Annotated in this window: 24 protein-coding genes; 23 read left to right on the top strand and 1 reads right to left on the bottom strand. The window is 39.6% G+C overall.

All coding sequences use genetic code 11. The features are described from left to right. The first annotated feature begins 38 nt into the window (after window positions 1-38). The 8 genes from A6J31_RS04990 to A6J31_RS04955 all read left to right on the top strand — a co-directional run bounded on the left by A6J31_RS04990 (window position 39) and on the right by A6J31_RS04955 (window position 7787). Entirely contained in the window at window positions 39-629 is a 591-nt protein-coding gene (locus A6J31_RS04990) for a class I SAM-dependent methyltransferase (protein ID WP_013990468.1), read from the top strand. Then, window positions 626-1903, top strand: coding sequence for a pyrimidine-nucleoside phosphorylase (locus tag A6J31_RS04985; protein WP_080610581.1), 1278 nt, complete (start codon window positions 626-628; stop codon window positions 1901-1903). The genes A6J31_RS04990 and A6J31_RS04985 overlap by 4 nt, the downstream gene beginning before the upstream one ends. A gap of 33 nt (window positions 1904-1936) precedes the next feature. Continuing rightward, window positions 1937-2599, top strand: a complete 663-nt coding sequence (gene deoC, locus A6J31_RS04980; RefSeq protein WP_013990470.1) for a deoxyribose-phosphate aldolase — start codon at window positions 1937-1939, stop codon at window positions 2597-2599. Next, a complete protein-coding gene (locus A6J31_RS04975; RefSeq protein WP_037600754.1) occupies window positions 2586-2984 on the top strand; it encodes a cytidine deaminase in 399 nt (132 codons plus the stop codon). The genes deoC and A6J31_RS04975 overlap by 14 nt, the downstream gene beginning before the upstream one ends. 67 nt (window positions 2985-3051) lie before the next feature. Then, window positions 3052-4116, top strand: coding sequence for a BMP family protein (locus A6J31_RS04970; protein WP_318655383.1), 1065 nt, complete (start codon window positions 3052-3054; stop codon window positions 4114-4116). 114 nt (window positions 4117-4230) lie between these two features. Further along, window positions 4231-5769 (top strand): ABC transporter ATP-binding protein, encoded by a 1539-nt coding sequence (locus A6J31_RS04965; RefSeq protein ID WP_013990473.1) that lies wholly within the window; start codon window positions 4231-4233, stop codon window positions 5767-5769. After that, entirely contained in the window at window positions 5762-6829 is a 1068-nt protein-coding gene (locus A6J31_RS04960) for an ABC transporter permease (RefSeq protein WP_080610579.1), read from the top strand. The genes A6J31_RS04965 and A6J31_RS04960 overlap by 8 nt, the downstream gene beginning before the upstream one ends. A 1-nt stretch (window position 6830) precedes the next feature. Beyond that, window positions 6831-7787: an ABC transporter permease gene (locus A6J31_RS04955; protein WP_004182401.1), complete on the top strand. Its 957-nt coding sequence runs from the start codon at window positions 6831-6833 to the stop codon at window positions 7785-7787. Window positions 7788-7892: 105 nt separating this feature from the next. On the opposite strand, the gene A6J31_RS04950 is transcribed toward A6J31_RS04955, so the two are convergent. Continuing rightward, window positions 7893-8528, bottom strand: a complete 636-nt coding sequence (locus tag A6J31_RS04950) for an MBL fold metallo-hydrolase (RefSeq protein WP_002891121.1) — start codon at window positions 8526-8528, stop codon at window positions 7893-7895. 95 nt (window positions 8529-8623) lie between these two features. Between A6J31_RS04950 and A6J31_RS04945 the strand changes: the two genes are divergently transcribed. The 15 genes from A6J31_RS04945 to whiA all read left to right on the top strand — a co-directional run bounded on the left by A6J31_RS04945 (window position 8624) and on the right by whiA (window position 23847). Next, window positions 8624-11110 carry a bifunctional DnaQ family exonuclease/ATP-dependent helicase gene (locus A6J31_RS04945; RefSeq protein WP_080610578.1) on the top strand — a complete coding sequence of 829 codons (2487 nt, stop codon included), beginning with the start codon at window positions 8624-8626 and terminating at the stop codon, window positions 11108-11110. A 157-nt stretch (window positions 11111-11267) separates the two neighbouring features. Then, window positions 11268-11750, top strand: a complete 483-nt coding sequence (locus A6J31_RS04940; protein ID WP_037600738.1) for a DUF5590 domain-containing protein — start codon at window positions 11268-11270, stop codon at window positions 11748-11750. A 4-nt stretch (window positions 11751-11754) separates the two neighbouring features. Next, window positions 11755-12936: a pyridoxal phosphate-dependent aminotransferase gene (locus tag A6J31_RS04935; protein ID WP_037600734.1), complete on the top strand. Its 1182-nt coding sequence runs from the start codon at window positions 11755-11757 to the stop codon at window positions 12934-12936. Between the two features lie 36 nt (window positions 12937-12972). Then, window positions 12973-14319: an asparagine--tRNA ligase gene (gene asnS / locus A6J31_RS04930; protein ID WP_002891115.1), complete on the top strand. Its 1347-nt coding sequence runs from the start codon at window positions 12973-12975 to the stop codon at window positions 14317-14319. A gap of 26 nt (window positions 14320-14345) precedes the next feature. Next, a complete protein-coding gene (locus tag A6J31_RS04925) occupies window positions 14346-14753 on the top strand; it encodes a hypothetical protein (protein WP_080610577.1) in 408 nt (135 codons plus the stop codon). A 108-nt stretch (window positions 14754-14861) separates the two neighbouring features. Next, window positions 14862-15242, top strand: coding sequence for a RidA family protein (locus A6J31_RS04920; RefSeq protein WP_002891112.1), 381 nt, complete (start codon window positions 14862-14864; stop codon window positions 15240-15242). A 174-nt stretch (window positions 15243-15416) separates the two neighbouring features. Beyond that, the gene (gene queC / locus A6J31_RS04915; protein ID WP_004182407.1) at window positions 15417-16070 is read left to right on the top strand and encodes a 7-cyano-7-deazaguanine synthase QueC; all 654 of its coding nucleotides are present in this window, start codon (window positions 15417-15419) and stop codon (window positions 16068-16070) included. Beyond that, window positions 16070-16513: a 6-carboxytetrahydropterin synthase QueD gene (queD, locus tag A6J31_RS04910; RefSeq protein ID WP_105291376.1), complete on the top strand. Its 444-nt coding sequence runs from the start codon at window positions 16070-16072 to the stop codon at window positions 16511-16513. Before queC ends, queD begins: the two co-directional genes overlap by 1 nt. Further along, window positions 16506-17222 (top strand): 7-carboxy-7-deazaguanine synthase QueE, encoded by a 717-nt coding sequence (queE, locus tag A6J31_RS04905; RefSeq protein ID WP_080610576.1) that lies wholly within the window; start codon window positions 16506-16508, stop codon window positions 17220-17222. The genes queD and queE overlap by 8 nt, the downstream gene beginning before the upstream one ends. Window positions 17223-17344: 122 nt before the next feature. Then, window positions 17345-17836 (top strand): preQ(1) synthase, encoded by a 492-nt coding sequence (gene queF / locus A6J31_RS04900; protein ID WP_003097375.1) that lies wholly within the window; start codon window positions 17345-17347, stop codon window positions 17834-17836. A gap of 261 nt (window positions 17837-18097) precedes the next feature. Beyond that, window positions 18098-20200, top strand: coding sequence for a CAP domain-containing protein (locus A6J31_RS04895; RefSeq protein ID WP_080610575.1), 2103 nt, complete (start codon window positions 18098-18100; stop codon window positions 20198-20200). A gap of 126 nt (window positions 20201-20326) precedes the next feature. Further along, window positions 20327-21097: a DUF1003 domain-containing protein gene (locus A6J31_RS04890; RefSeq protein WP_080610574.1), complete on the top strand. Its 771-nt coding sequence runs from the start codon at window positions 20327-20329 to the stop codon at window positions 21095-21097. Further along, window positions 21078-21968, top strand: a complete 891-nt coding sequence (gene rapZ, locus A6J31_RS04885) for an RNase adapter RapZ (RefSeq protein WP_037603141.1) — start codon at window positions 21078-21080, stop codon at window positions 21966-21968. The genes A6J31_RS04890 and rapZ overlap by 20 nt, the downstream gene beginning before the upstream one ends. Beyond that, window positions 21965-22939, top strand: a complete 975-nt coding sequence (locus A6J31_RS04880) for a YvcK family protein (protein WP_002891102.1) — start codon at window positions 21965-21967, stop codon at window positions 22937-22939. Before rapZ ends, A6J31_RS04880 begins: the two co-directional genes overlap by 4 nt. Next, the gene (gene whiA / locus A6J31_RS04875; protein ID WP_060973002.1) at window positions 22936-23847 is read left to right on the top strand and encodes a DNA-binding protein WhiA; all 912 of its coding nucleotides are present in this window, start codon (window positions 22936-22938) and stop codon (window positions 23845-23847) included. Before A6J31_RS04880 ends, whiA begins: the two co-directional genes overlap by 4 nt.

Genomic DNA, 23847 nt, shown 5'->3' with positions numbered 1-23847 from the left:
TACGATAAAGAAAAAGTACTATCTAGAAGGAAAAAATAATGTCAAAAATGTATTATGCTGAGACGCCAGATGCGGCTCATGATATTCATGATTTAAAGGTTAATTTATTAGGAGAAAGTTTTCAGTTTTATACAGATGCTGGGGTTTTCTCTAAAAAAATGATTGATTTTGGGAGTCAAGTGCTTTTGAGTGCATTAGATTTGGAAGCTGGCAAAACGCTTTTAGATGTGGGTTGTGGCTATGGTCCTCTCGGTATCAGTTTAGCCAAGGTCCAAGGAGTTAAAGTCACTATGATTGACATCAATAGTAGGGCGATTGATTTAGCTAGACAAAATGCTCAACGAAATAAGGTTGAAGCTACTATCTTCCAATCAAATATCTATGAAAATGTCACTGGAAGTTTTGACTATATTATTTCTAATCCACCTATCCGTGCGGGCAAGAAGGTGGTTCATCAAGTGATCGCGGAGGCATATGATTATCTCAATCAAGGTGGTAACCTAACTATTGTTATTCAGAAAAAACAAGGTGCTCCGTCAGCTAAGGCTAAGATGGAGGATGTGTTTGGTAATGCTGAAGTCGTTAAAAAGGATAAAGGATATTATATCCTTAGAAGTGAGAAAATATGAGAACAGTTGATTTAATTGAAAAGAAAAGAGATGGTGGGGAGTTAAGCACAGCGGAAATTTCATATCTCATTAATGGCTATGTGTCTGGGGAAATACCTGACTATCAGATAGCTGCTCTGGCGATGGCGATTTATTATCAAGGTATGTCTATTCGTGAAATCCATGATTTGACCACTGATATGGTTGCTTCAGGCGAACAATATGATTTGTCAGAAATTCCAGGTGTTAAGGTAGATAAACATTCGACCGGAGGCGTTGGTGATAAGGTAACCATCATTCTGATGCCGCTTGTAGCTAGCTTTGGTGTTCCAGTGGCTAAGATGAGTGGTCGTGGTCTCGGACACACAGGTGGAACGATTGACAAATTAGAGTCTATCAAAGGCTATCAGGTTGAGCGTAGTAAGGAAGAATTCATTCAGCAAGTTAAAGACATTGGGATTTCCCTTATTGGTCAGTCTGAGCATTTGGTTAAGGCTGATAAACTTCTTTATGCCTTGCGTGATGTCACTGCAACAGTAGATTCCATTCCTCTAATCGCAAGCTCTGTTATGTCCAAAAAGATAGCAGCAGGCGCTGATAAGATTTTACTGGATGTTACTGTTGGTCAAGGCGCTTTCATGAAAAATATGTCTGACGCTGAGAAGTTGTCTGAGACCATGGTTGCACTAGGTCATGAGGTCAATCGTGAAACCATTGCAGTTATTACAGATATGAGTCAGCCACTAGGTAAGGCTATTGGTAACCGTTTAGAAATCACAGAGGCTATTGAAATTATGCAAGGTAAGGGACGTGAAGATATCACTGACTTTATCTGTGAGTTGGCTGAGATTCTATTAGATTTAGCTCAGGTTGAAGCTAGCCAGGAAGAGATTCGTCAGCACTTATTGGGTGGAAAAGCCCTTGCTAAGTTTGAAGAACTCATTCAAGCTCAAGGTGGTGATTTGACCGATCTTTATCGTTATAGCAGTGCGCCTGTCGTGACAGATATTCATGCTCATGAAACAGGTTACATTAAAGAGTTACCTGCTATGGCATTTGGAAAATTTGCTATGCAATTAGGAGCAGGTCGAGCTACGAAGTCAGATAGTCTTAATTATGAAACAGGAATTGTATTTGAAAAGAAAGTTGGCGATTCTGTGACTCAGGGAGACCTTATTGCCAAGGTCTATAGCCAAGAAATTTTATCTGAAAAAATGCTGACTGAATTCGAAAAAAATGTTATTATGGGTAGTGAATGTAAAGAAACGACAGAAATATTAAAGATAATTCGCTAACCCTTAATTTAATTCTAATCAAGGAGTTTGTTTATGTCTGTTAATAGCTATATTGACCATACCTTACTAAAAGCTGATGCTAATAAAGAACAGATTCTTTCCTTAATTGATGAGGCTAAGAAGTATGAGTTTGCCAGCGTCTGTGTTAATCCAACTTGGGTCAAAACGGCATCTGAATTGCTTAAAGATAGTTCTGTTAAAGTTTGTACAGTTATTGGTTTTCCTTTGGGAGCATCGACTTCTGCAGTTAAGGCATTTGAAGCCAAGGATGCTATTGCCAATGGGGCGGATGAAATTGATATGGTAATCAATATCGGTGCTCTTAAATCTAGAAATCTAAAATTAGTTGAAGATGATATTAAAGCTGTTGTTGAAGCTAGTGGAAGTAAACTTGTAAAGGTTATTATTGAAACTTGTCTATTGACTGATGAAGAAAAGGTCGAAGCTTGCCAATTAGCAAAACTGGCAGGTGCAGATTTTGTGAAGACATCGACAGGGTTTTCTACTGGTGGTGCTACCATTGAAGATATTGAGCTTATGCGAGAAGCTGTTGGTCCTATTATGGGAGTCAAGGCATCTGGTGGAGCACGTACACTTGAGGCGGCTAAAGCCTTTATCAAAGCTGGTGCAACCCGTATTGGTACTTCGTCAGGAGTGGCCATTATGAAAGGGCAAGAAAGTCATGATAGCTACTAAAAAAGAGAAAGTAATAAAAGCAGCACAAGAGGCAGCTGAAAATGCCTATGTTCCTTATTCTCAGTTTAGAGTCGGAGCTGCATTGCTTACAAAGAATGGGCGCATTTTTCAAGGATGTAACATTGAGAATGCCTCATTCGGATTGACCAATTGTGCAGAAAGAACAGCCATTTTTAAGGCGGTATCTGAAGGGTATAGAGACTTTGAATGTCTCGCAGTATACGGAGATACCAAAGAGCCTATCTCACCGTGTGGTGCTTGTCGCCAAGTGATGGTCGAATTTTTAAAATCTGATTCTAAAGTGATTCTTATCGCTGAAGATAAATCGACAGTCGAGATGACAGTCGGAGAGTTGTTACCATACTCTTTTACGGACTTACAATAGTCTAGTTGTTTTATTCTTTATTAAGCAAGTTTTCTTGCAAGTTATAGGAGGAGTGTTCAAGATGAAATTGAACAAGAAAATTATCGGTCTTGGCCTTGTTGCTGTTGCAGCACTTGGTCTTGCAGCATGTGCACGTGGCGGACGCGGCGGATCATCAGCTGATTCAAAAGTTAAAGCTGCTATCGTTACAGATACTGGTGGGGTAGATGATAAATCATTTAACCAATCAGCATGGGAAGGACTCCAAGCATGGGGTAAAGCTAACAAACTTAAAAAAGATTCTGGCTTCACTTACTTCCAATCTGGTTCAGAGTCTGACTTTGCAACAAACATGTCTTCAGCACAAAGTCAAGGCTACAACCTCATCTTTGGTGTTGGTTTCGCTCTTCATGATGCTGTTGCAGATGCAGCTAAAGAACACGAAGATGTTAACTATGTAATCATTGATGATGTGATTAAAGACCAAAAGAACGTTGAGAGCGTTTTGTTTGCCGATAACGAAGGTGCTTACCTTGCAGGTATCGCAGCAGCAATGCAATCAAAAACAAATAAAGTTGGTTTCATCGGTGGTCAAACATCAGATACAATTACACGTTTTGAAGCTGGTTTCACAGCCGGTGCCAAGTCAGTAAAACCTGACATCAATGTACAAGTTCAATATGCTGAATCATTCTCTGATGCGGCTAAAGGTACAACAATCGCTTCAACAATGTACGCTTCAGGCGTTGACGTAATCTACCAAGCTGCTGGTGGTACTGGTACTGGTGTCTTTACAGCTGCTAAAGATGTTAACGAAAAACTTGATGCTGACAGCGATAAGAAAGTATGGGTAATCGGTGTTGACCGTGACCAAACAGCAGAAGGTGATTACACATCTTCAGACAAGAAAAAATCTAACTTTGTTTTGACTTCAACAATCAAACAAGTTGGTACAGTTGTTAAAGATATCGCTAACGGACAAGTCAAAGGCGATAAATTCGAAGGTGGTAAAACTAAAACTTACGGTATCAAAGACGGTGGTGTTGACATTGTAACGTCTAATCTTCCTTCAGATATCAAGGATGCAGTAGAAAAAGCTAAAGAACAAATCAAGAATGGTGAATTGAAACCAACTGATGGTCTTAGCAAATAATAGTTAAGCATAAGTCTTTATAGAGCTTAAACTGAGACAATTTTTGTCTCAGCAAAGGGAAGCAGTAAATGATCCCCTTTGCTGAAATAAAAATTATTCTTGAAAGGAGATTGTATGACGAAGCCAAATGTCATTGAGATGCACGATATTACCAAAAAATTTGGTGAATTCGTGGCAAATGATCATATCAATCTTGATGTGAGACAAGGAGAGATCCACGCCCTCCTCGGTGAAAATGGTGCAGGTAAGTCAACTTTAATGAATATGCTTTCAGGTCTTTTGCAACCTACGAGCGGAACCATTAAGGTAAAACGACAAGAGGTGACGATTGATTCACCATCTAAAGCAACGAAACTGGGGATTGGGATGGTTCACCAACATTTTATGTTGGTTGAAGCTTTTACAGTTGCTGAGAATATCATTTTGGGTAGTGAGGTAACCAAAGCTGGTGGTGTCCTTGATATGAAGAAGGCTATCAAGGAAATTACTGAACTCTCTGAAAGATATGGTCTTGCAGTAGATCCAACTGCCAAAGTAGCAGATATCTCTGTTGGTGCTCAACAACGTGTTGAAATCCTTAAGACTCTGTATCGTGGGGCTGATATCTTGATCTTCGATGAACCGACTGCGGTATTGACTCCGTCTGAAATTACTGAACTTCTAAACATTATGAAGACCTTGGTTAAGGAAGGCAAGTCGATTATTCTGATTACACATAAGTTGGATGAAATCCGTGCAGTATCTGATCGAGTCACTGTCATTAGACGTGGTAAATCAATTGATACAGTAACGATTGAAGGGTCAACAAATGCTGACTTGGCTGAAATGATGGTTGGCCATCAGGTTTCCTTCAAAACAGAGAAAATTCCTTCAAATCCGAAAGAAGTTGTTCTTTCTATTAAAGATTTGGTGGTTAACGAGAACCGTGGAGTTCCTGCTGTTAAAAACTTGTCATTGGATGTTCGAGCTGGTGAAATCATCGGTATTGCCGGTATCGATGGCAATGGTCAGACAGAACTTGTCCAAGCGATTACAGGACTTCGTAAAGTTAAGTCAGGTGATATTACCATCAAGGGTGAATCGATTATTCATAAGACAACGCGTCAGATTACTGAAATGAGTGTTGGTCATATTCCTGAAGATCGTCACCGTGATGGTATGGTCCTTGAAATGACAGTTGCTGAAAATATTGCTCTTCAAACCTACTACAAAGAACCAAATTCTAAGAATGGTATCTTGAACTATAGTGTCATCAATGCAAAAGCGCGTGAATTGATGAAAGAATTTGATGTTCGTGGTGCGGGAGAATTAATTGCTGGTGGTGAATTGTCAGGTGGTAACCAACAGAAAGCTGTTATCGCTCGTGAGATTGACCGTGACCCAGAACTTCTTATTGTAAGTCAACCAACTCGTGGTCTTGATGTTGGTGCTATTGAGTACATCCGTAAACGTATTATCGCTGAACGTGATAAAGGTAAGGCTGTTATTGTTGTCAGCTTTGAATTGGATGAAATTCTTGATATGTCAGACAGAATTGCGGTTATCTATGATGGCGCAATTCAGGGTATTCTAGATCCTGCTGAAACGAATAAGCAAGATCTTGGTATTCTTATGGCTGGTGGACAATTGAATAAGGAGGAAGCAAATGTCTAAAAAAGTACAAAATTGGGCAGTTCCTTTAATTGCTGTCCTCTTGGGAATGTTGATTGGAGCCGTTTTGATGTTAATCTTTGGTTACGATCCATTCTGGGCTTACTACGATCTCTTCACAACGGCCTTTGGTTCATTGAAAAATATTGGTGAAATTCTTCGTGCCATGAGTCCGCTGATTCTGATTGCACTTGGATTCGCTGTTGCCTCTAAGGCAGGTTTCTTTAACGTTGGTTTGCCAGGACAGGCCTTGGCAGGATGGGTTTCTGCTGTATGGTTTGCCTTGTCATTCCCTGATTTGCCAAAGGTGGTTTCAGTTATCTGTACAGTCATTATTGGTTTGGTTGCAGGTGGTATCGCTGGGGCTATTCCAGGTATTCTCCGTGCTTACTTGGGAACAAGTGAGGTCATTGTAACCATCATGATGAACTACATCATTTTGTATGTGGGAAACAATATTATTCGCTTTGGATTTACAGCTGATATGTTGCGTTCTTCAGAAGCATCTAACAAGGTTGTAGCCTCAGCTAGTTATCAAACAGAGTTCTTATCTCAAATAACTGGTGGTTCGCGTTTCAATATTGGTTTCTTCCTGGCTCTTGCAGCTGCCTTCTTAGTTTGGTTCTTGCTTAAGAAAACAACAACTGGTTTTGAAATTACATCTGTAGGTCTTAATCCTCATGCATCAGAGTATGCAGGGATGTCATCTAAACGTGTTATTATCATGTCAATGATTATCTCAGGTGCTCTATGTGGTCTTGGAGGAACAGTAGAAGGACTTGGTACATTCCAAAATGTCTTCGTTCAAAACTCTTCATTGGCTATCGGTTGGAACGGTATGGCGGTTGCGCTGTTAGCATCTAACTCCCCTATCGGTATTCCATTTGCCGCCCTTCTTTATGGTGTCTTGTCTATTGGTAAGAGTGGTATGATTGGCGTGCCACCTGAAATCATTGATGTTGTTTCAGCCTTGATTATCTTCTTTGTTGGTGCTAACTACATCATTAGATATTGGGTTCGCCCTCGTCATAAATCAGTGAAAGCTAAAGGAGGACAGAACTAATATGGACTTTATTACAATTATAGCCTTGATCGTTGCCTCTATGTTGAAATACTCAGCACCATTGATTTTTACAAGTATCGGTGGAACTTTCTCTGAACGAGGCGGTATCGTAAATGTCGGCCTTGAAGGAATTATGGTAATTGGTGCTTTCGCAGGTGTTCTCTTTAACTTGACTTTTGCAGAAAGTTTTGGAAATGCGACACCTTGGATTGCTGCGATTGTAGCAGGTCTGATTGGTGTTCTCTATTCATTGCTCCATGCGGTTGCGACAATTAACTTCCGTGCTGACCATGTTGTCTCTGGTACAGTGTTGAACCTTATCGCACCATCTTTGGCGGTCTTCTTGACACGTGTTATCTATGGTGCTGGTCAAACACCTGCTATCAGTCATAACTTTAAGACTGTATCATTCCCAATCTTGGATCATATCCCTTTCTTGGGTAAAGTTTTCTTCACTAACGTTTCTTTGGTAGCGTATGTTGCTATCTTGGTTTCAGTAGCATCATGGTGGCTTATCTTCAAGACACGCTTTGGTTTGCGACTTCGTTCAGTTGGTGAACACCCACAGGCAGCCGATACACTTGGGATTAACGTCTACCGTATGCGTTACTATGGCGTTATGATTTCAGGTTTCCTTGGTGGTGTTGGTGGTGCGGTATATGCTCAATCCATCTCTAACAACTTTGCTGTTACAACAATTGCAGGTCCTGGTTTCATCGCCTTGGCTGCTATGATTTTTGGTCGATGGAGTCCAATCGGGGCTATGCTTTCAAGTTTGTTCTTTGGATTGTCACAATCATTGGCAATCATTGGAAAACAGCTTCCACTTATTTCACATGTACCAAATGTGTATTTGCAAATTGCACCATATATCTTGACAATTATTGTCTTGGCTGCTTTCTTCGGTAAAGCCGTTGCACCTAAAGCAGATGGTGTTAACTACATCAAATCTAAATAAACACACTACAGTGTTTCAGATAAGAAGGTCTATCGGCCTTCTTTTTATTTGAGAAAAAAAGCTTGTCAGTGCTTACTAAAGTAGGTGTCGACAAGCTTTTTGTTTTTATGAAAAATGTGGGTTAAAGACCTTCTCATGACCAATAGTGGTGTCCCATCCATGACCTGGGAAAACTCTGTAGTGGTTAGGAAGTGTAAAGAGTTGCTCTTTAATACTAGTGAGTAATTGTTCGTGGTTCCCTGTTGGAAGGTCCCAGCGTCCAATTGTTTCTTTAAAGAGGGCATCACCAGAAAATACAGTTTCTTCTTTATCAAAGATAAAAGAAACACCTCCGATAGAGTGTCCTGGGGTTGGAACAACTTTAAACTGGAAATCCTCGATCTTATAGTCCTGAGTGAAATCGAAGTAGTATTCTGCCGGATTGACAATAACGTCTTCCATATCGTCATGACGAGGTAGTCCAGATAAATTATCAATAGGATTCAGCAACCAGTCTTTTTCAGCTTCAGCAACGTAAACAGGAGGATGATTGTATGCCTGACGGACTGCTTCAACACTCATAATGTGGTCGTAGTGTGTATGTGTCAAAAGGATAGCAGCAACTGGTTTGTCGATTGCTTTAAGTTCAGTTAAGATACTAGAAGTATCACTTCCTGGATCAATGACTAGACAGGCTGTATCGTTTTCTAAAATATAGGTGTTTTCCTGAGCAACAGGATTTAAAATTCGTCTTATTTTCATAGCTCTAGTGTAGCACGAATTTCAGGCTTTTTCCAATATCAGAATGATGGCTTTGTCTTTTTTTGGGGCTTTGGATATGCTATAATAGGGTCACTATGAGTGAAAAAAACACGAATAAATATGCCATTGTTGACTTGGAAGCAACCTCCGCTTCGTCAACGGCTAGTATTATACAGGTGGGAATCGTAATCATGCAAAATGGTCAGGTGATTGACGAATTTGCGAGCGATGTCAACCCACACCAAGAACTCGATGATCACATTATTCATTTAACAGGGATTACCGATCAGCAGTTGGCTCAAGCCCCAGATTTCTCAGAAATTGCTAGAACCATTTTTGAACTGATTGAGGACTGTATTTTTGTTGCCCATAATGTTAAATTTGACGCTAATTTGCTTGCAGAGGCACTTTTCATGGAGGGCTTCGAACTAAGGACTCCTCGTGTGGATACTGTCGAATTGGCTCAGGTTTTTTATCCGACGCTAGAACAATATAAGTTATCTCATTTATCCAAGGTTCTTAATCTTGACTTAGCTCAAGCCCATACCGCTATTGAAGATGCGAGAGCGACCGGACAGCTTTTGTTTCATTTGATGGATAAGATTGCCAGCCTACCTAGACAGACCATTGAGATGCTTTTGACTTTTTCAGATAATCTACTTTTTGAGACTGAGTTGGTTATTCGTGACGCTATAAGAGGTCAAAATTTAGGTCTTTCAAAGGAATATGTCATGCTTGAAGAATCTGGAATTGTTCTCCGTAGACCTGTGGCTTATAAGGCGGAACGAAAGCTGTCTCAAGATTTTGCTACCAATATTGCTCTCTTGGATTTGGAATCAAGACCTAAACAAAGAGAGTTTGCTGAGGCAGTAAGAAAGGAACTTGATAATACTGATATTTCCATGATTCAGGCGCAGACTGGAATTGGGAAAACCTATGGCTATTTGATTCCCTTGTTGGCGCAATCTGATGTCGATAAAGTGGTGGTGGCTGTTCCGACCAAGCTCCTTCAAAATCAGATTATGAATCAGGAAGCTAAAGCCTTATCGGATGTCTTTAATATTAACTTTCATAGTCTCAAAGGACCTCAGAATTATATCAAGTTAGATGCTTTCTACCAAACCTTACTTCGTCAGGACAGTAACCGTTTGATTAATCGTTACAAAATGCAACTCTTAGTTTGGTTGACTGAAACGAAGACAGGAGATCTTGATGAAATCAGACAAAAACAGCGCTATATGGCTTATTTTGATGAGATTAAGCACGATGGTAAGTTAAAGGTGGATAGTCTTTTTGCTGAATATGATTTTTGGCAACAGTCCTACCAAAAAGCCCAAGAAGCTAGGGTAGTTGTGACCAATCATGCTTATCTTTTGACGCGTATGGAAGATGATCATGATTTTGTTCGAGGAAAAACCCTTGTGATTGATGAGGGACAAAAGATGGTTCTGGCTTTGGAACAATTTTCACGTCATCAAGTCAATCTTACTGTCCTTTTGCAACATATCCATCGTATCCTTGATAGTGGTAATCAAGCCTTACTTCAACAACGCTTGCTCGAAAATTTGCAGTTTGAAGTTAGCCATCTAATCCAAGAACACCAACATTTTCCTCAGAAGCAGTATAATCGACAGCAATTAGATCGTTTGCTACAAACCATTTCTGAACTGGAAGGTGAAAGTGATTTGATGGAGATGTTGTCTCCACTGAAGACACCCCTTTACAGCCATTTTTGGCTTGAAACAGACTATTATCAGGAACATCGTGTGACTTATTTAAAGGCGTCACGTCAAGAACTCTTAGAACTTTCAGCTTATCTACCAAGTGCTCAAAAAGTGATAATTGTTTCAGCAACTATTGATGTAGGACCTGATGTTGACGTGGCTGATTTGTTGGGCTTAGAACAGGTACGCAAGGTTAGCCTTCCAATGGACACTTTACCCAATCAAGCTATTTGGATTGATCAAAGCATGCCTATGATTGGAGTTTCTTCTGAGGAGGAGTATGAAGTTGCTCTTGCAAAGCGTCTCCAGAAGCTATCTGAAATGGAATATCCAATTTTAGTACTATTCACGTCTCGAAAGAGTATGATGGCTGTTTCGGATTTATTGGATCATAGGGAAGTTCGTCACCTAACTCAAGAGAAAAATGGGACAGCTTTTAATGTCAAAAAACGTTTTGATAGAGGTGAGACCAATCTCCTTCTTGGTATGGGGTCATTCTGGGAAGGTGTTGACTTTGCTCAACAAGATAGGGTAATTGAGGTTATTGCACGTCTGCCGTTTGACAATCCTAAGGATCCTTTCTATCAAAAGATTGAATCTTGGTTTTCTAAGCAAGGAAAGAGTACCTTTGAGAGTTACAGTCTTCCAATGACGGTTTTACGTTTCAAACAAGCTATCGGACGTGCCCAAAGACGCCCAGAACAGCGTTCAGCTATTCTTCTTATGGACAATCGCCCACTCGTTAAGAGCTATGGAAAACTATTTCTAAAAGAAGTCACACAAGAAGTGGCGCTTAAGTATGCTAAGTTTGAGCAAGTCAAAGAGGATATTAAGGATTTCTTAGAAAAAGAAAGTTAACTTTTTAAAACAAACCTTTTCTAAGATTACTCAGGCTTTATGAATTTTACTGAGTTATAAAAAAGATAGACTTAATTGCTCAATACTAGCTATATTGCTATGTAAAGATTTATCATTTTCTGATATAATAAATTCAGAAACTTTTTTAGGAGGCATTATGCGTAAACAACGTTCACCTTGGACAAAAAAGCAACAGCTCATTTTTGGAATAATTGTAATCGTTGTGACCTTAATTGCCTCTGTGACTGCTATTCTTATTGTAGCGACTAAGCCTTACGTAGACGCTGAAAAGAAGGTTATTGCCATAGCAGAGAGCAAAGCAGACATAAGGACCGTTACTGAATTTGATATTTACCATGGTGAGTCTACCTATTACGGACTTCTTGGAAAGTCTAGTCAAGGTGAGAAGCTGGCTGTTATCATGAGTCCTGATTCAGGTGTGGTTGATATCTACAAGCAATCTGATGGTATTAGTAAGTCAGTCGCTAAGAAAGCTGCTAAGGCCTATGGTGCTAAGGAGATATCCTATGTCCACCTAGGAAAATATGGCAAAACTCCTATTTGGGAAGTGAAGTCAGGAACCCAGTATTATCTGGTTGATTTTATCTCAGGTCAGGTTATTAAAGTGGAAGGACTATAATGAAATGACAAAATTATCAAATCGTGTATTACAAATGGAAGAAAGTGTTACTTTAGCTGCCAGTGCGCGTGCTAAAGCTCTTAAAGCTCAAGGACGTGATATCTTGAGTTTGACACTTGGTGAACCAGATTTTGTAACACCTAAGAACATTCAAGATGCGGCCATTGCTTCTATTGAAAATGGTAAAGCAAGTTTTTATACCGTGGCTTCTGGACTTCCGGAACTCAAGGATGCGATCAGCACTTACATGGAAAATTTCTATGGTTATGCTGTGAAACCAAATGAGGTTGTTGTCGGCACTGGTGCTAAGTTTATCTTATATGCTTTCTTTGCTACGGTCATTAATCCTGGTGATGAAGTCATTATTCCAACACCTTGCTGGGTTTCTTACGTAGACCAAGTTAAAATGGTTGAGGGTGTTCCGGTTACTTTCCAAACGACTGAAGCTAATCACTTTAAAGCAACGGTTGAACAGCTTGAAGCTGCTCGAACTGAAAAAACTAAGGTTGTCTTGCTTAATTCTCCATCAAATCCAACAGGAATGATTTACAGCAAGGAAGAATTGCAAGCAATCGGTGACTGGGCGGTTGAGCACGATATCTTGATTTTAGCAGATGATATCTATGGACGTTTGGTCTATAATGGCAATACTTTCACCCCAATTTCAAGCTTGTCAGATGCGATTCGTAAGCAAACAATTGTGATTAATGGTGTTTCTAAGACCTATGCTATGACAGGTTGGCGCGTGGGATTTGCTGTCGGAGATCCAGAAATTATTTCAGGTATGGCTAAGATTATCAGTCAAACGACATCAAATCTTACAGCAGTTTCTCAATACGCTGCTATTGAAGCCTTAACTGGAGATCAGTCTTCTATTGAAGAAATGCGTCAGGCCTTTGAAGAACGTTTGAATACAATTTATCCACTCCTAGCTGAAGTACCTGGTTTTGAAGTCATCAAACCTCAAGGTGCCTTTTACCTCTTCCCTAATGTTAAAAAAGCGATGGAAATCAAGGGTTATACAGATGTCAATGATTTTACAAATGCTATTCTTGAAGAGGCTGAAGTGGCTTTGGTAACAGGTGCAGGATTCGGCGCACCTGAAAATATTCGTCTTAGCTATGCAACAGACTTGGATACTTTGAAAGAAGCAGTCCGCCGAATCAAAGCCTTTATGGAAAAATAGAATTAATATAGATCAAAAGAAAAGAGAAGTAATTACATGTCTAAACAATTAGTTTCAATTATTGATGTGCCTAAACACGTGGGCGAAGAAATCACTATCGGTGCATGGGTAGCTAACAAATCAGGTAAAGGAAAATTAGCCTTTCTTCAATTGCGTGATGGAACTGCCTTCTTCCAAGCGGTAGCTTTCAAACCTAACTTCATCGAAAAATACGGTGAAGAAGAAGGTACTGAAAAATTTGATACTGTTAAACGCCTTAGCCAAGAAACATCAGTTTATGTGACTGGTGTGGTTAAAGAAGACGAACGTTCAAAATTTGGTTACGAGTTGGATGTGACAGCAGTAGAAGTCATCGGTGAATCACATGATTACCCAATCACACCAAAAGAACACGGAACTGACTTCTTGATGGATAATCGTCACCTTTGGTTGCGTTCACGTAAACAAATGGCTGTCCAACAAATTCGTAATGCGATTATTTACGCAACTTACGAATTCTTTGATAAAAATGGTTTCATCAAATTTGATAGTCCAATTTTGTCAGGAAATGCAGCTGAAGATTCAACGGAATTGTTTGAAACGGATTACTTTGGTACACCTGCTTACCTAAGCCAATCTGGTCAGCTTTACCTTGAAGCTGGTGCCATGGCTCTTGGTCGTGTATTTGACTTTGGTCCTGTTTTCCGTGCCGAAAAATCAAAAACACGTCGTCACTTGACTGAGTTCTGGATGATGGATGCTGAGTATTCATTCTTGTCACATGATGAGTCACTTGATTTGCAAGAAGCTTATGTTAAAGCTCTTATTCAAGGTGTTATTGATCGTGCGCCACAAGCTCTTGAAATCCTTGAACGTGATGTAGATCTTCTTAAGAAATACATTGCTGAGCCATTCAAGCGCGTGTCATATGATGAAGCTATCGATCTTCTTCAAGCACATGAAAATGATGAAGATACTGATTACGAGCACCTTGAACATGGGGATGACTTCGGTTCACCACACGAAACTTGGATTTCTAACTATTTTGGTGTTCCAACATTCGTTGTTAATTATCCAGCAAGCTTCAAGGCCTTCTACATGAAACCAGTTCCTGGTAATCCTGAGCGCGTTCTTTGTGCAGACCTTTTGGCTCCAGAAGGTTATGGTGAAATCATCGGTGGTTCAATGCGTGAAGATGACTACGATGCTCTTGTAGCTAAAATGGATGAACTCGGAATGGACCGTTCAGAATACGAATTCTACCTTGACCTACGTAAATATGGTTCAGTACCACACGGTGGTTTTGGTATCGGTATTGAACGTATGGTTACTTTCGTAGCTGGAACAAAACACATCCGTGAAGCTATTCCATTCCCACGTATGTTGCACCGTATCAAACCATAAGTAAAATTCTTTAGGAGTGCAAAAGTATGAAAAGATGGTTACTTGGTCTTTTGGCCTTACTTTGTATGGTTTCAATAGTAGCTTGCAGCAAGTCTGCTCCCTCACTAGAGGGTGAATGGCATGCACAAGATGCCTTAAAGAAGGATTATACGATTGTCTTCAAGAAAGATAAGGTCAAGATTGGTGAGCAGGATTATAACTATACAGTGGATGGTCCCAAGTCTAAAGATGACTTTACCTATTATTCGCTTAAAGTAAAAGATCAGGGGAAAGAGACGACTTATACGGTATTTTTCCCAACTCAATCCAAAGAGGTTGCTCTTTTTCTACAACCAAATGATGAGAAAGAACCTATTAAGGGTCAAATGCTCTTTGCACTTAATAAAAAAGAAAAACCAGACTACTATAGCTATGTCAAAAAGTATCTGAAATAGTAGGAGAAGGATTAGCCTAGCGCTGATTCTTTTCTTTTTGGAATTATATGTTTCAATTTTCAGAATATTTTGTTATAATAGCATCATATTAGTCAAAGGAGAACTATCATGGCAAAAACTATTCATACTGATAAAGCACCAGCAGCAATCGGACCTTATGTCCAAGGTAAAATTGTAGGCAACCTTTTGTTCGCTTCTGGTCAAGTACCATTGTCACCAGAAACAGGTGAAATCATTGGTGAAACAATTCAAGAACAAACAGAACAAGTTCTTAAAAATGTTGGTGCTATTTTGGCAGAAGCAGGAACAGACTTTGATCACGTTGTTAAAACAACTTGCTTCCTAAGTGACATTAACGATTTCGTTCCATTTAACGAAGTGTATGCAACTGCCTTTACATCTGATTTCCCAGCACGTTCTGCGGTAGAAGTGGCACGCTTGCCAAAAGATGTTAAAATCGAAATCGAAGTTATTGCTGAGATTGATTAATGAAGAGAGCCTTGGCTCTTTTCTTTTTTTCTCAACTATGATAGACTATTAAAGATAAATCATTTTCGATGTTTGGGAGACACCATCGCTAAAAAAAACCATTACTGGCGTTTTTTTGGCTCCCCCAAGGGGCCTTTTTATGTGTCTCAGACATCACGAATTAAGAGGAATATTATGAAACGTCAATCAGCTTTGGTCGTCTTTAGTGGCGGTCAAGATTCTACTACTTGCCTATTTTGGGCTTTAAAACATTATGAAACAGTTGAATTAGTTACTTTTGCTTACGGGCAACGTCATAGCCTGGAAATTGAAGTAGCTAAAGAGATTGCGCAAGAACAAGGACTTAAACACCATGTTTTGGACATGTCTTTGCTTGGTCAAATCACTGAAAATGCCTTAACATCTGATATTGAGATTGAGGCAGAAGAAGGTGAAGTTCCTAATACTTTTGTGGACGGGCGTAATCATCTTTTCCTTTCTTTTGCAGCTGTTCTAGCTAAGCAACGTGGTATTACTGATATTGTTACGGGTGTTTGTGAGACAGACTTTTCTGGTTATCCAGACTGTCGTGATGTTTTTGTCAAATCGCTTAATGTTACACTTAATCTAGCCATGGCCTATGATTTCGTTATCCAAACCCCTCTCATGTGGTTAGATAAGGCTGAGACTTGGGCTTTGGCTGACCAACTAGGAGCTTTTGACTATGTTCGTGAAAAAACGCTAACTTGCTATAACGGTATTATTGGAACTGGTTGTGGGGAATGCCCTGCCTGTCACTTGCGTCAAAAAGGCCTTGAAAAATATCTAGCAGAAAGAGGAGAAGCTTAATGTTCTTTGCACCGAAAGAAATCAAAAAAGAAACAGGTGAGTCTTTGGTTTACAATCCTCACCGTACAATGGTTTCTAAAGAGTTTACTTTTGATGCTGCCCACCATCTCTTTAATTATGAAGGCAAATGCAAATCACTTCATGGTCATACCTACCATCTTCAGATTGCAGTTAGTGGTTACTTGGATGAGCGTGGCATGACCTTCGATTTTGGTGATCTAAAGAGCATTTATAAGGATTATTTGGAACCACAGTTAGATCACCGTTATCTCAATGAGACTTTGCCTTATATGAACACAACTGCGGAAAATATGGTTTTCTGGATTTTCCAGACGACGAGTCAACATCTGCCTGAGGAGAGAGGACTTCGTTTGGAATATGTGCGTCTTTATGAAACACCAACAGCCTTTGCAGAGTTTAGACGGGAGTGGTTGGATGACTAGAGAACGTGTACTCAAACTACCAGTGCTTGAAATTTTTGGACCGACCTTTCAAGGGGAAGGCCGAGCTATCGGGCAAAAAACCATGTTTGTAAGGACGGCAGGATGTGATTACCATTGTGATTGGTGTGATTCTGCCTTTACTTGGGATGGGTCAGAGAAGCCAACGCGTATGACAGCTGATGAAGTTATTGAAGCTTTGGATGCGCTAGGAACTTACGACTATGTTACTCTGTCTGGAGGGAACCCAGCTCTTTTAGCGGCAAATATGGCTGAACTCGTTTCAAAACTCAAGGCTAGAGGAGTAACTTTGGCCGTTGAGACACAGGGTTCTCGCTGGCAGGAGTGGTTAAAGGATATTGATCAAGTAACCTTAAGTCCTAAACCACCATCATCCAAGATGGAAGTCAATATGGAAACCCTTGACTTTATTGTTTCACAACTTGATCCTGATAAAGTTACCTTTAAGGTTCCTGTTTTCGACGATGATGATTTAGCCTTTGCTAAAATGATTCAAGAACGTTATCAGCCAGATGTCATGTTTCTTTCGGCTGGTAATCCTGAACCGAAAGCAGAAGGTAATATTGTCCAACATCAATTAGATCGCCTAAAAGAACTGTGGGAGACTGTAGCTGCTGATAATTCGTGGGGCAATGTGCGTGTCCTCCCTCAGCTTCATACCCTACTCTATGATAATGAGCGTGGTGTCTAATCTTCACAGTCTATAAGATTAGAATTAATAGTATTTTGACTTTTTTGATGATTAAGATTAGAGATTTAGATTAAAAACCGACCATATAAAGGTCTAGAAAAATTAACAACAAAGGAAGAAAAATGTCACAACAAGAAGAAATGAAAAACCTTACTCTCCTTGGTAATAAGGAGACACCCTATATTTTTGAATACTCTCCACAAGTCTTGGAGTCTTTTGATAATCGTCACACTGATAATGATTACTTTATCAAATTCAACTGTCCAGAATTTACGTCACTTTGTCCTATTACTGGCCAACCTGATTTTGCAAGTATCTATATTTCTTATATTCCAGACCAGCTCTGCGTTGAGTCTAAATCTCTAAAGCTTTACCTCTTTAGTTACCGTAATCACGGAGATTTCCATGAAAACTGTATTAATACCATTGGTAAAGATTTGGTGGAGCTTTTGAACCCTCGTTACTTAGAAGTTTGGGGTAAATTTACACCTCGTGGTGGTATTTCTATTGACCCTTATTATAATTATGGCCGTCCAGAAACTAAGTATGAAAAGATGGCAGAGCAACGTCTTTTTAATCACGATCTTTATCCAGAAAATATTGACAATCGTTAATATCATGCTAAAAGTCCTTATGTTAAGGGCTTTTTTATTTTGTTAAGCACCTGTCTTTAGGGTGTGAAAGAAAGCTGATCAATTATTTTTTACAAGTAAAAGTAAGTTCATTGTTAGTTTTTTATTGGTCTGTTCTTAGAAAGTTCTATTATTAAAATAATTTGACAATAGAAGTATTATCTCCTACAATTAAAGTAAAACAGAAGCGTAAGCGCTTGCTTATAAAAGGTATATTTGTTTTTAAAAAAGGGGATGAAGACAATGAGAAAAAGTTTACGTCTATTTTCGTGCGCTGTTTTAGGGGCAGCAATATTAGCACCAACGGTAGTTGGTAATGATCATGCACAGGCCGATAGTTATTATGGCCGAGGTTACTATAATAACTATTCTTATAATCCATGGTATAACAACTATTATCCAAACTATGGTTATAACTACGGATACAATGGTTATTATCCAGGCTATAATTACAATTATGGCTATAACTACGGTTACAATAATTACTATCCAAACTATAACTATGGTTATAATTATAACTATAATTATGGCTATAACAACTATAATCCTCGTTACAACAACTACAACGAATCAGGTACTTACCGCTATAGCAATGGTTACTTGTACTACATCTTGAGTGATGGTAGCTACTATGTTAACTATAACGGTCGTTGGGTTCGTGGTGGTGACTATAATAACAACAATAGTGGTTCTAACAATACACCAACGACAGGTTATGAGGTTTTGAGAAATGACCCTCACTATCGTTACGAAAATGGTACTCACTATTATTTGAAAGATAATGGCGATTACTACTATTATTCAAATGGTAAGTGGGTGCTTGTTAAGGCATCAAGCACAGATTCTGAAGCTCCAACATCTTCAACTTCATCAGCAAGTTCAGAAGTAGCCTCAACCGTGGATTCAACGTCATCAGCAAGTTCAGAAGCAGCTTCAACTGTAGATTCAACGTCATCAGCAAGTTCAGAGGTAGCCTCAACTGTAGATTCAACTTCGTCTGCAAGTTCAGAAGCACCATCAACCGTTGATTCAACGTCATCAGCAAGCTCAGAAGTAGCCTCAACCGTTGATTCAACGTCATCAGCAAGCTCAGAAGTAGCCTCAACCGTTGATTCAACGTCATCAGCAAGTTCAGAAGCAGCTCCAACATCTTCAACTTCATCAGCAAGTTCAGAGGTAGCCTCAACTGTAGATTCAACGTCATCAGCAAGCTCAGAAGTAGCTTCAACTGTAGATTCAACTTCGTCTGCAAGTTCAGAAGCAGCGTCAACTGTAGATTCAACTTCGTCTGCAAGTTCAGAAGTAGCTTCAACTGGTAACTCAAGTTCGACTGTAACTTCTGAATCTTCTTCAACAGCAACTTCAGAGACAGGTTCAACATCAGAAACAAGTTCTGAAGCTCCTGAACTTGAAAAACCACCATATGCGCCTGAAACAAACATTGACTATGATAAGTTGCCAAAACCAACATTGCCACCAACAGATTACCGCATGCACTCAGACCCACGATTTGTAGATGACAACGGTACGTATTACTACCGTGTCGCTATGACTGATGAGGAAAATGCGCGTGGTATCGATGGTTACTACAAATGGGTTGATGGTAAGTGGAAACTCTACAATGGTACTGCCAATGATGACCCTGAGCTTGATCCAGATTTCCATAAACCAGCAGGAAACGACGAATACATGTACGATGACAACGCATCAAGTGTTAAGTTGTATTCTGAAAATGTAGTTGGTACTGGTAAAGCGGGAGAAGTTCTTCCATTCCAAAATGTTGATGAATTCAAAGACTATGTCATTAATAATCTTGCTCCAAAATTCATAGACAATGCTGGCTGGGATTGTAATGTAACTTGGGAAATTGAAGATGTTGATAACTTCAATGCTTCTAAGGGCAGTGCTTGGGCACGTGATTATGTGATTACAGCTAATCTCAAGAGCGGTGTTGACGACAAAAAATATAGTGATGTTGAATTTGGATATGTTAAATTTATTTATCATGTAGAACCAACTGAAAATTCTGATTATGTTGAAGTTGATTCAGCTAAGGCTGCCTTTAATGAAATCAATGCTCAACGTACAGCTGCCGGTTTACCAGCGCTTACATGGTCTGATGATCTTTACAATAGCACAACTCTTCCACACGCCAAAGATATTTCACATACTTACAACAGTGACGGTATTGTTTACCGTCGTGAATCTGATGGTTCAGTTGTTGCAAATAAATGGTTGAGCAGTGGTATTCGTGAACTTCTCATGAGTCCAGATGCTACTAAAGCTGCAGTCGCTTGTGTTGTCGCAGGTGATGGTACTTACTACTGGACTTTGAATTACCAATAAGAAGATGTTAAATTAATTGTCCCAATAATGGAGGAGTCTGAGGTTAGTCCTGGACTCTTTTCCTTTATCTATTGAACGTTTAAGCTTTCAATATGGTATAATAGAGCCTAGAAAGAAGGCGAAAATATGCAGGTTAAGAGAGTTCAGGATTATATCTCTAAAGAGTGGTTCGATGAAACCGATGGCTCCTATTTCGAACGACTAAATAGTCGTTTGCAGGTGCTTTTGAAAAAAGATTACCCTGATTTACAAGGACATGATTTCATTAGTAATATTAGCCTTTTGGATTATAGGTTAGTTTTTCTCGACGAGATTATCGCAAATGCTAATGAGAAAAATGAGCACGTGCGTGAAACAGTTCATGATGTGACCAAGACTTTGTTCTACGAGGACCAGGATGTCCAGGAACAATTGGATAGTCGAATTACTTTTGGACAGAAAGTGGCGGATGAAGTGGCCAGATTTGGTGGATCTTGGACTTTTATCTTGTCATTCATTGCTTTTATGGCTATTTGGATGGGGTTAAACGTCATCCAACCCTTTGGGATTGCCTTTGATAAGTATCCTTTTATTCTGTTGAATCTGGCCTTGTCCACTCTAGCTGCCGTTCAGGCACCATTGATTATGATGAGTCAGAATCGGGCATCGGATTACGATCGATTGCAAGCACGAAATGACTATAACGTCAATAAGCAATCAAAGGCAGAAATCCGACTTTTACATGAAAAAATTGATCACTTGGTGCAACAAGACCAATCAGATTTGCTTACTATTCAAAAATTGCAGACAGAAATGATTATGGGGGTTAGCCAACAAGTTGAAAAAATGTCAGACGATATTCGTGTCTTGAAAGAAGAAAGACTAGAAAGGGAGTCTCATGGGAACGAAAAAAATTAATTTAGTTGTTGTAACAGGGATGAGCGGGGCAGGTAAGACTGTAGCGATTCAATCCTTTGAGGATATTGGATACTTCACTATTGATAATATGCCACCTTCTTTGGTGCCAAAGGTTATCGAATTGGTAAAACATAGTGAAGAGACAGATAAGATTGCTCTTGTCGTTGATATGCGAAGTCGCTTGTTCTTCGATGAAATCAACGATATTTTGGATAAATTAGAAAGCAATGAGGAACTTAATTTCAAGATTCTTTTCTTGGACGCTACGGATGGTGAATTGGTTTCTCGTTACAAAGAGACACGTCGTAGTCACCCACTGGCGGCAGATGGCCGTGTTTTGGATGGCATCAAGTTAGAGCGTGAGCTTTTGTCACCGCTTAAGAGTTTGAGTCAAAACGTAGTTGATACGACAGAATTGACTCCGCGTCAACTTCGTAAGGCTATTTCTGAACAGTTTTCATCTGAGCAAGACCAATCTTCTTTCCGTATTGAAGTTTTGAGTTTTGGTTTTAAATATGGACTGCCATTGGATGCAGATCTGGTTTTTGATGTCCGTTTTTTGCCAAACCCTTATTATGATCCTGCCCTTCGTAACCTCACAGGTTTGGATAAAGAGGTTTTTGATTACGTCATGAAGCATACGGAATCAGAAGACTTTTACAATCATTTGACACAGCTTATTAAACCAATCTTACCTGGCTACAAAAAAGAAGGTAAGTCAGTTCTTACTATTGCTGTTGGGTGTACAGGTGGTCAACACCGTAGTGTAGCTTTTGCACATCGTCTAGCCCAAGATCTAAAAAATGATTGGACAGTCAATGAAACACATCGTGATAAGGATCGACGTAAGGAGACGGTGAATCGTTCATGAAAAAACCAAGAATTACAGTAATAGGTGGGGGAACTGGTATTCCAGTCATTCTTCGTAGTTTACGCCATAAGGATGTTGATATCACTGCTGTGGTAACTGTAGCTGATGATGGTGGTTCTTCAGGAGATTTGCGTGATATCATGCAACTGACACCTCCAGGGGATTTGCGTAATGTTTTGGTAGCTATGAGTGATATGCCTAAACTTTATGAAAGAGTTTTCCAATATCGTTTTGATAAAACCGATGGCGCTTTGGCCGGTCATCCACTCGGAAATCTAATCATCGCTGGAATTTCAGAAATGCAGGGATCTACCTATAATGCCATGCAGCTTCTGACGAAGTTTTTCCACGTCACAGGTAAGATTTATCCTGCCAGTGAGACTGCTTTGACGCTTCATGCCGTTTTTCAAGATGGTCATGAAGTAGCAGGTGAGAGTAGTATTGCCCAGTACGATGGCATGATTGAGCGCGTTTATGTGACCAATACCTATAATGATGAAGAGCCTAAGGCCAGTCGTAAGGTTGTTGATGCTATTATGAATAGTGATATGATTGTTTTAGGTCCTGGGTCTCTCTATACATCGATTTTGCCCAACCTGGTGATACCAGAGATTCGTCAGGCTCTTATTGAGACCAAGGCTGATGTCACATACATTTGTAATATTATGACGCAGTACGGAGAAACTGAGCAATTCTCAGATGCCGACCATGTGGCTGTTCTTAATCGTCATCTTGGCTCCGATGTGATTGACAATGTCTTAGTTAATATCAAGAAAGTGCCTAAGGAATACATGGCAAGTAATAAATTTGATGAATACCTTGTTCAGGTTGAGCATGATTTTGAGGGCTTACGTCGTGAAGCAAAAACAGTTGTGTCTTCTAATTTTTTGCGACTTGAAAATGGTGGTGCCTTCCACCATGGTGACTTGGTAGTGGATGAGCTCATGCATCTAGTGAGGAATAAGTCATGAGTTTCACAATTAAGGTTAAAGAAGAGATAATTGCAGCTTCAAGCAAAGACAAGGCTGAATTGTCGGCATTGATTAAGATGTCTGGTTCTGTTGGATTGACCAACCAAGGATTGACTCTTTCCATCTCAACAGAAAATGCAAAGATCGCGCGACATATCTACCAATTAATGGAAAGTCGTTATCAGAGTAATCCTGAATTGAGACATCACAACAAGACTAATCTCAAGAAAAATCGTGTTTACACGGTTTTTGTAGCTGACCATGTCAATGATATTTTGTCCGATTTACAATTGGCGGATTCTTTCTTTGGCTTTGAAACAGGCATTGAAACATCAGTAATGGAAGATGACGATGCTGGAAGATCCTATTTACGAGGTGCTTTTTTGGCGACCGGAACAGTTCGTGATCCTGAAAAAGGCCGTTATCAATTAGAGATTTTTTCCGTTTACCAAGACCACGCAGAGGACTTAGCTTCTCTCATGAAAAAATTTATGCTCGATGCCAAGGTTTTGAGTCATAAAAATGGTTTTGTGACCTATCTTCAAAAAGCTGAGGATATTATGGATTTCCTCCTTGTTATTGGTGCAATGAACTCTAAGGATACCTTCGAAGAGGTCAAAATTATGCGAGAGACCAGAAATGATCTGAATCGTGCCAATAATGCGGAAACAGCTAATATTGCTAGAACGATTAGTGCTAGTATGAAAACAATTAATAATATTATCAAGATTATGGATACGGTTGGCTTGGAGATTTTACCTGTGGAGCTGCGCCAAATTGCCCAACTCCGTATTGCCAATCCAGATTACTCTATCCAGCAAATCGCAGATAGTATAGAACCTCCTCTGACCAAGAGTGGTGTCAATCATCGTCTCAGAAAAATCAATAAAATTGCGGACGATTTGTAA

It is taken from the genome of Streptococcus sp. FDAARGOS_192 (genome assembly GCF_002073815.2).
In the GTDB taxonomy this organism is placed as follows: Bacteria; Bacillota; Bacilli; order Lactobacillales; family Streptococcaceae; genus Streptococcus; species Streptococcus salivarius_H.
This window is presented reverse-complemented; position numbering and strand designations above follow the sequence as displayed.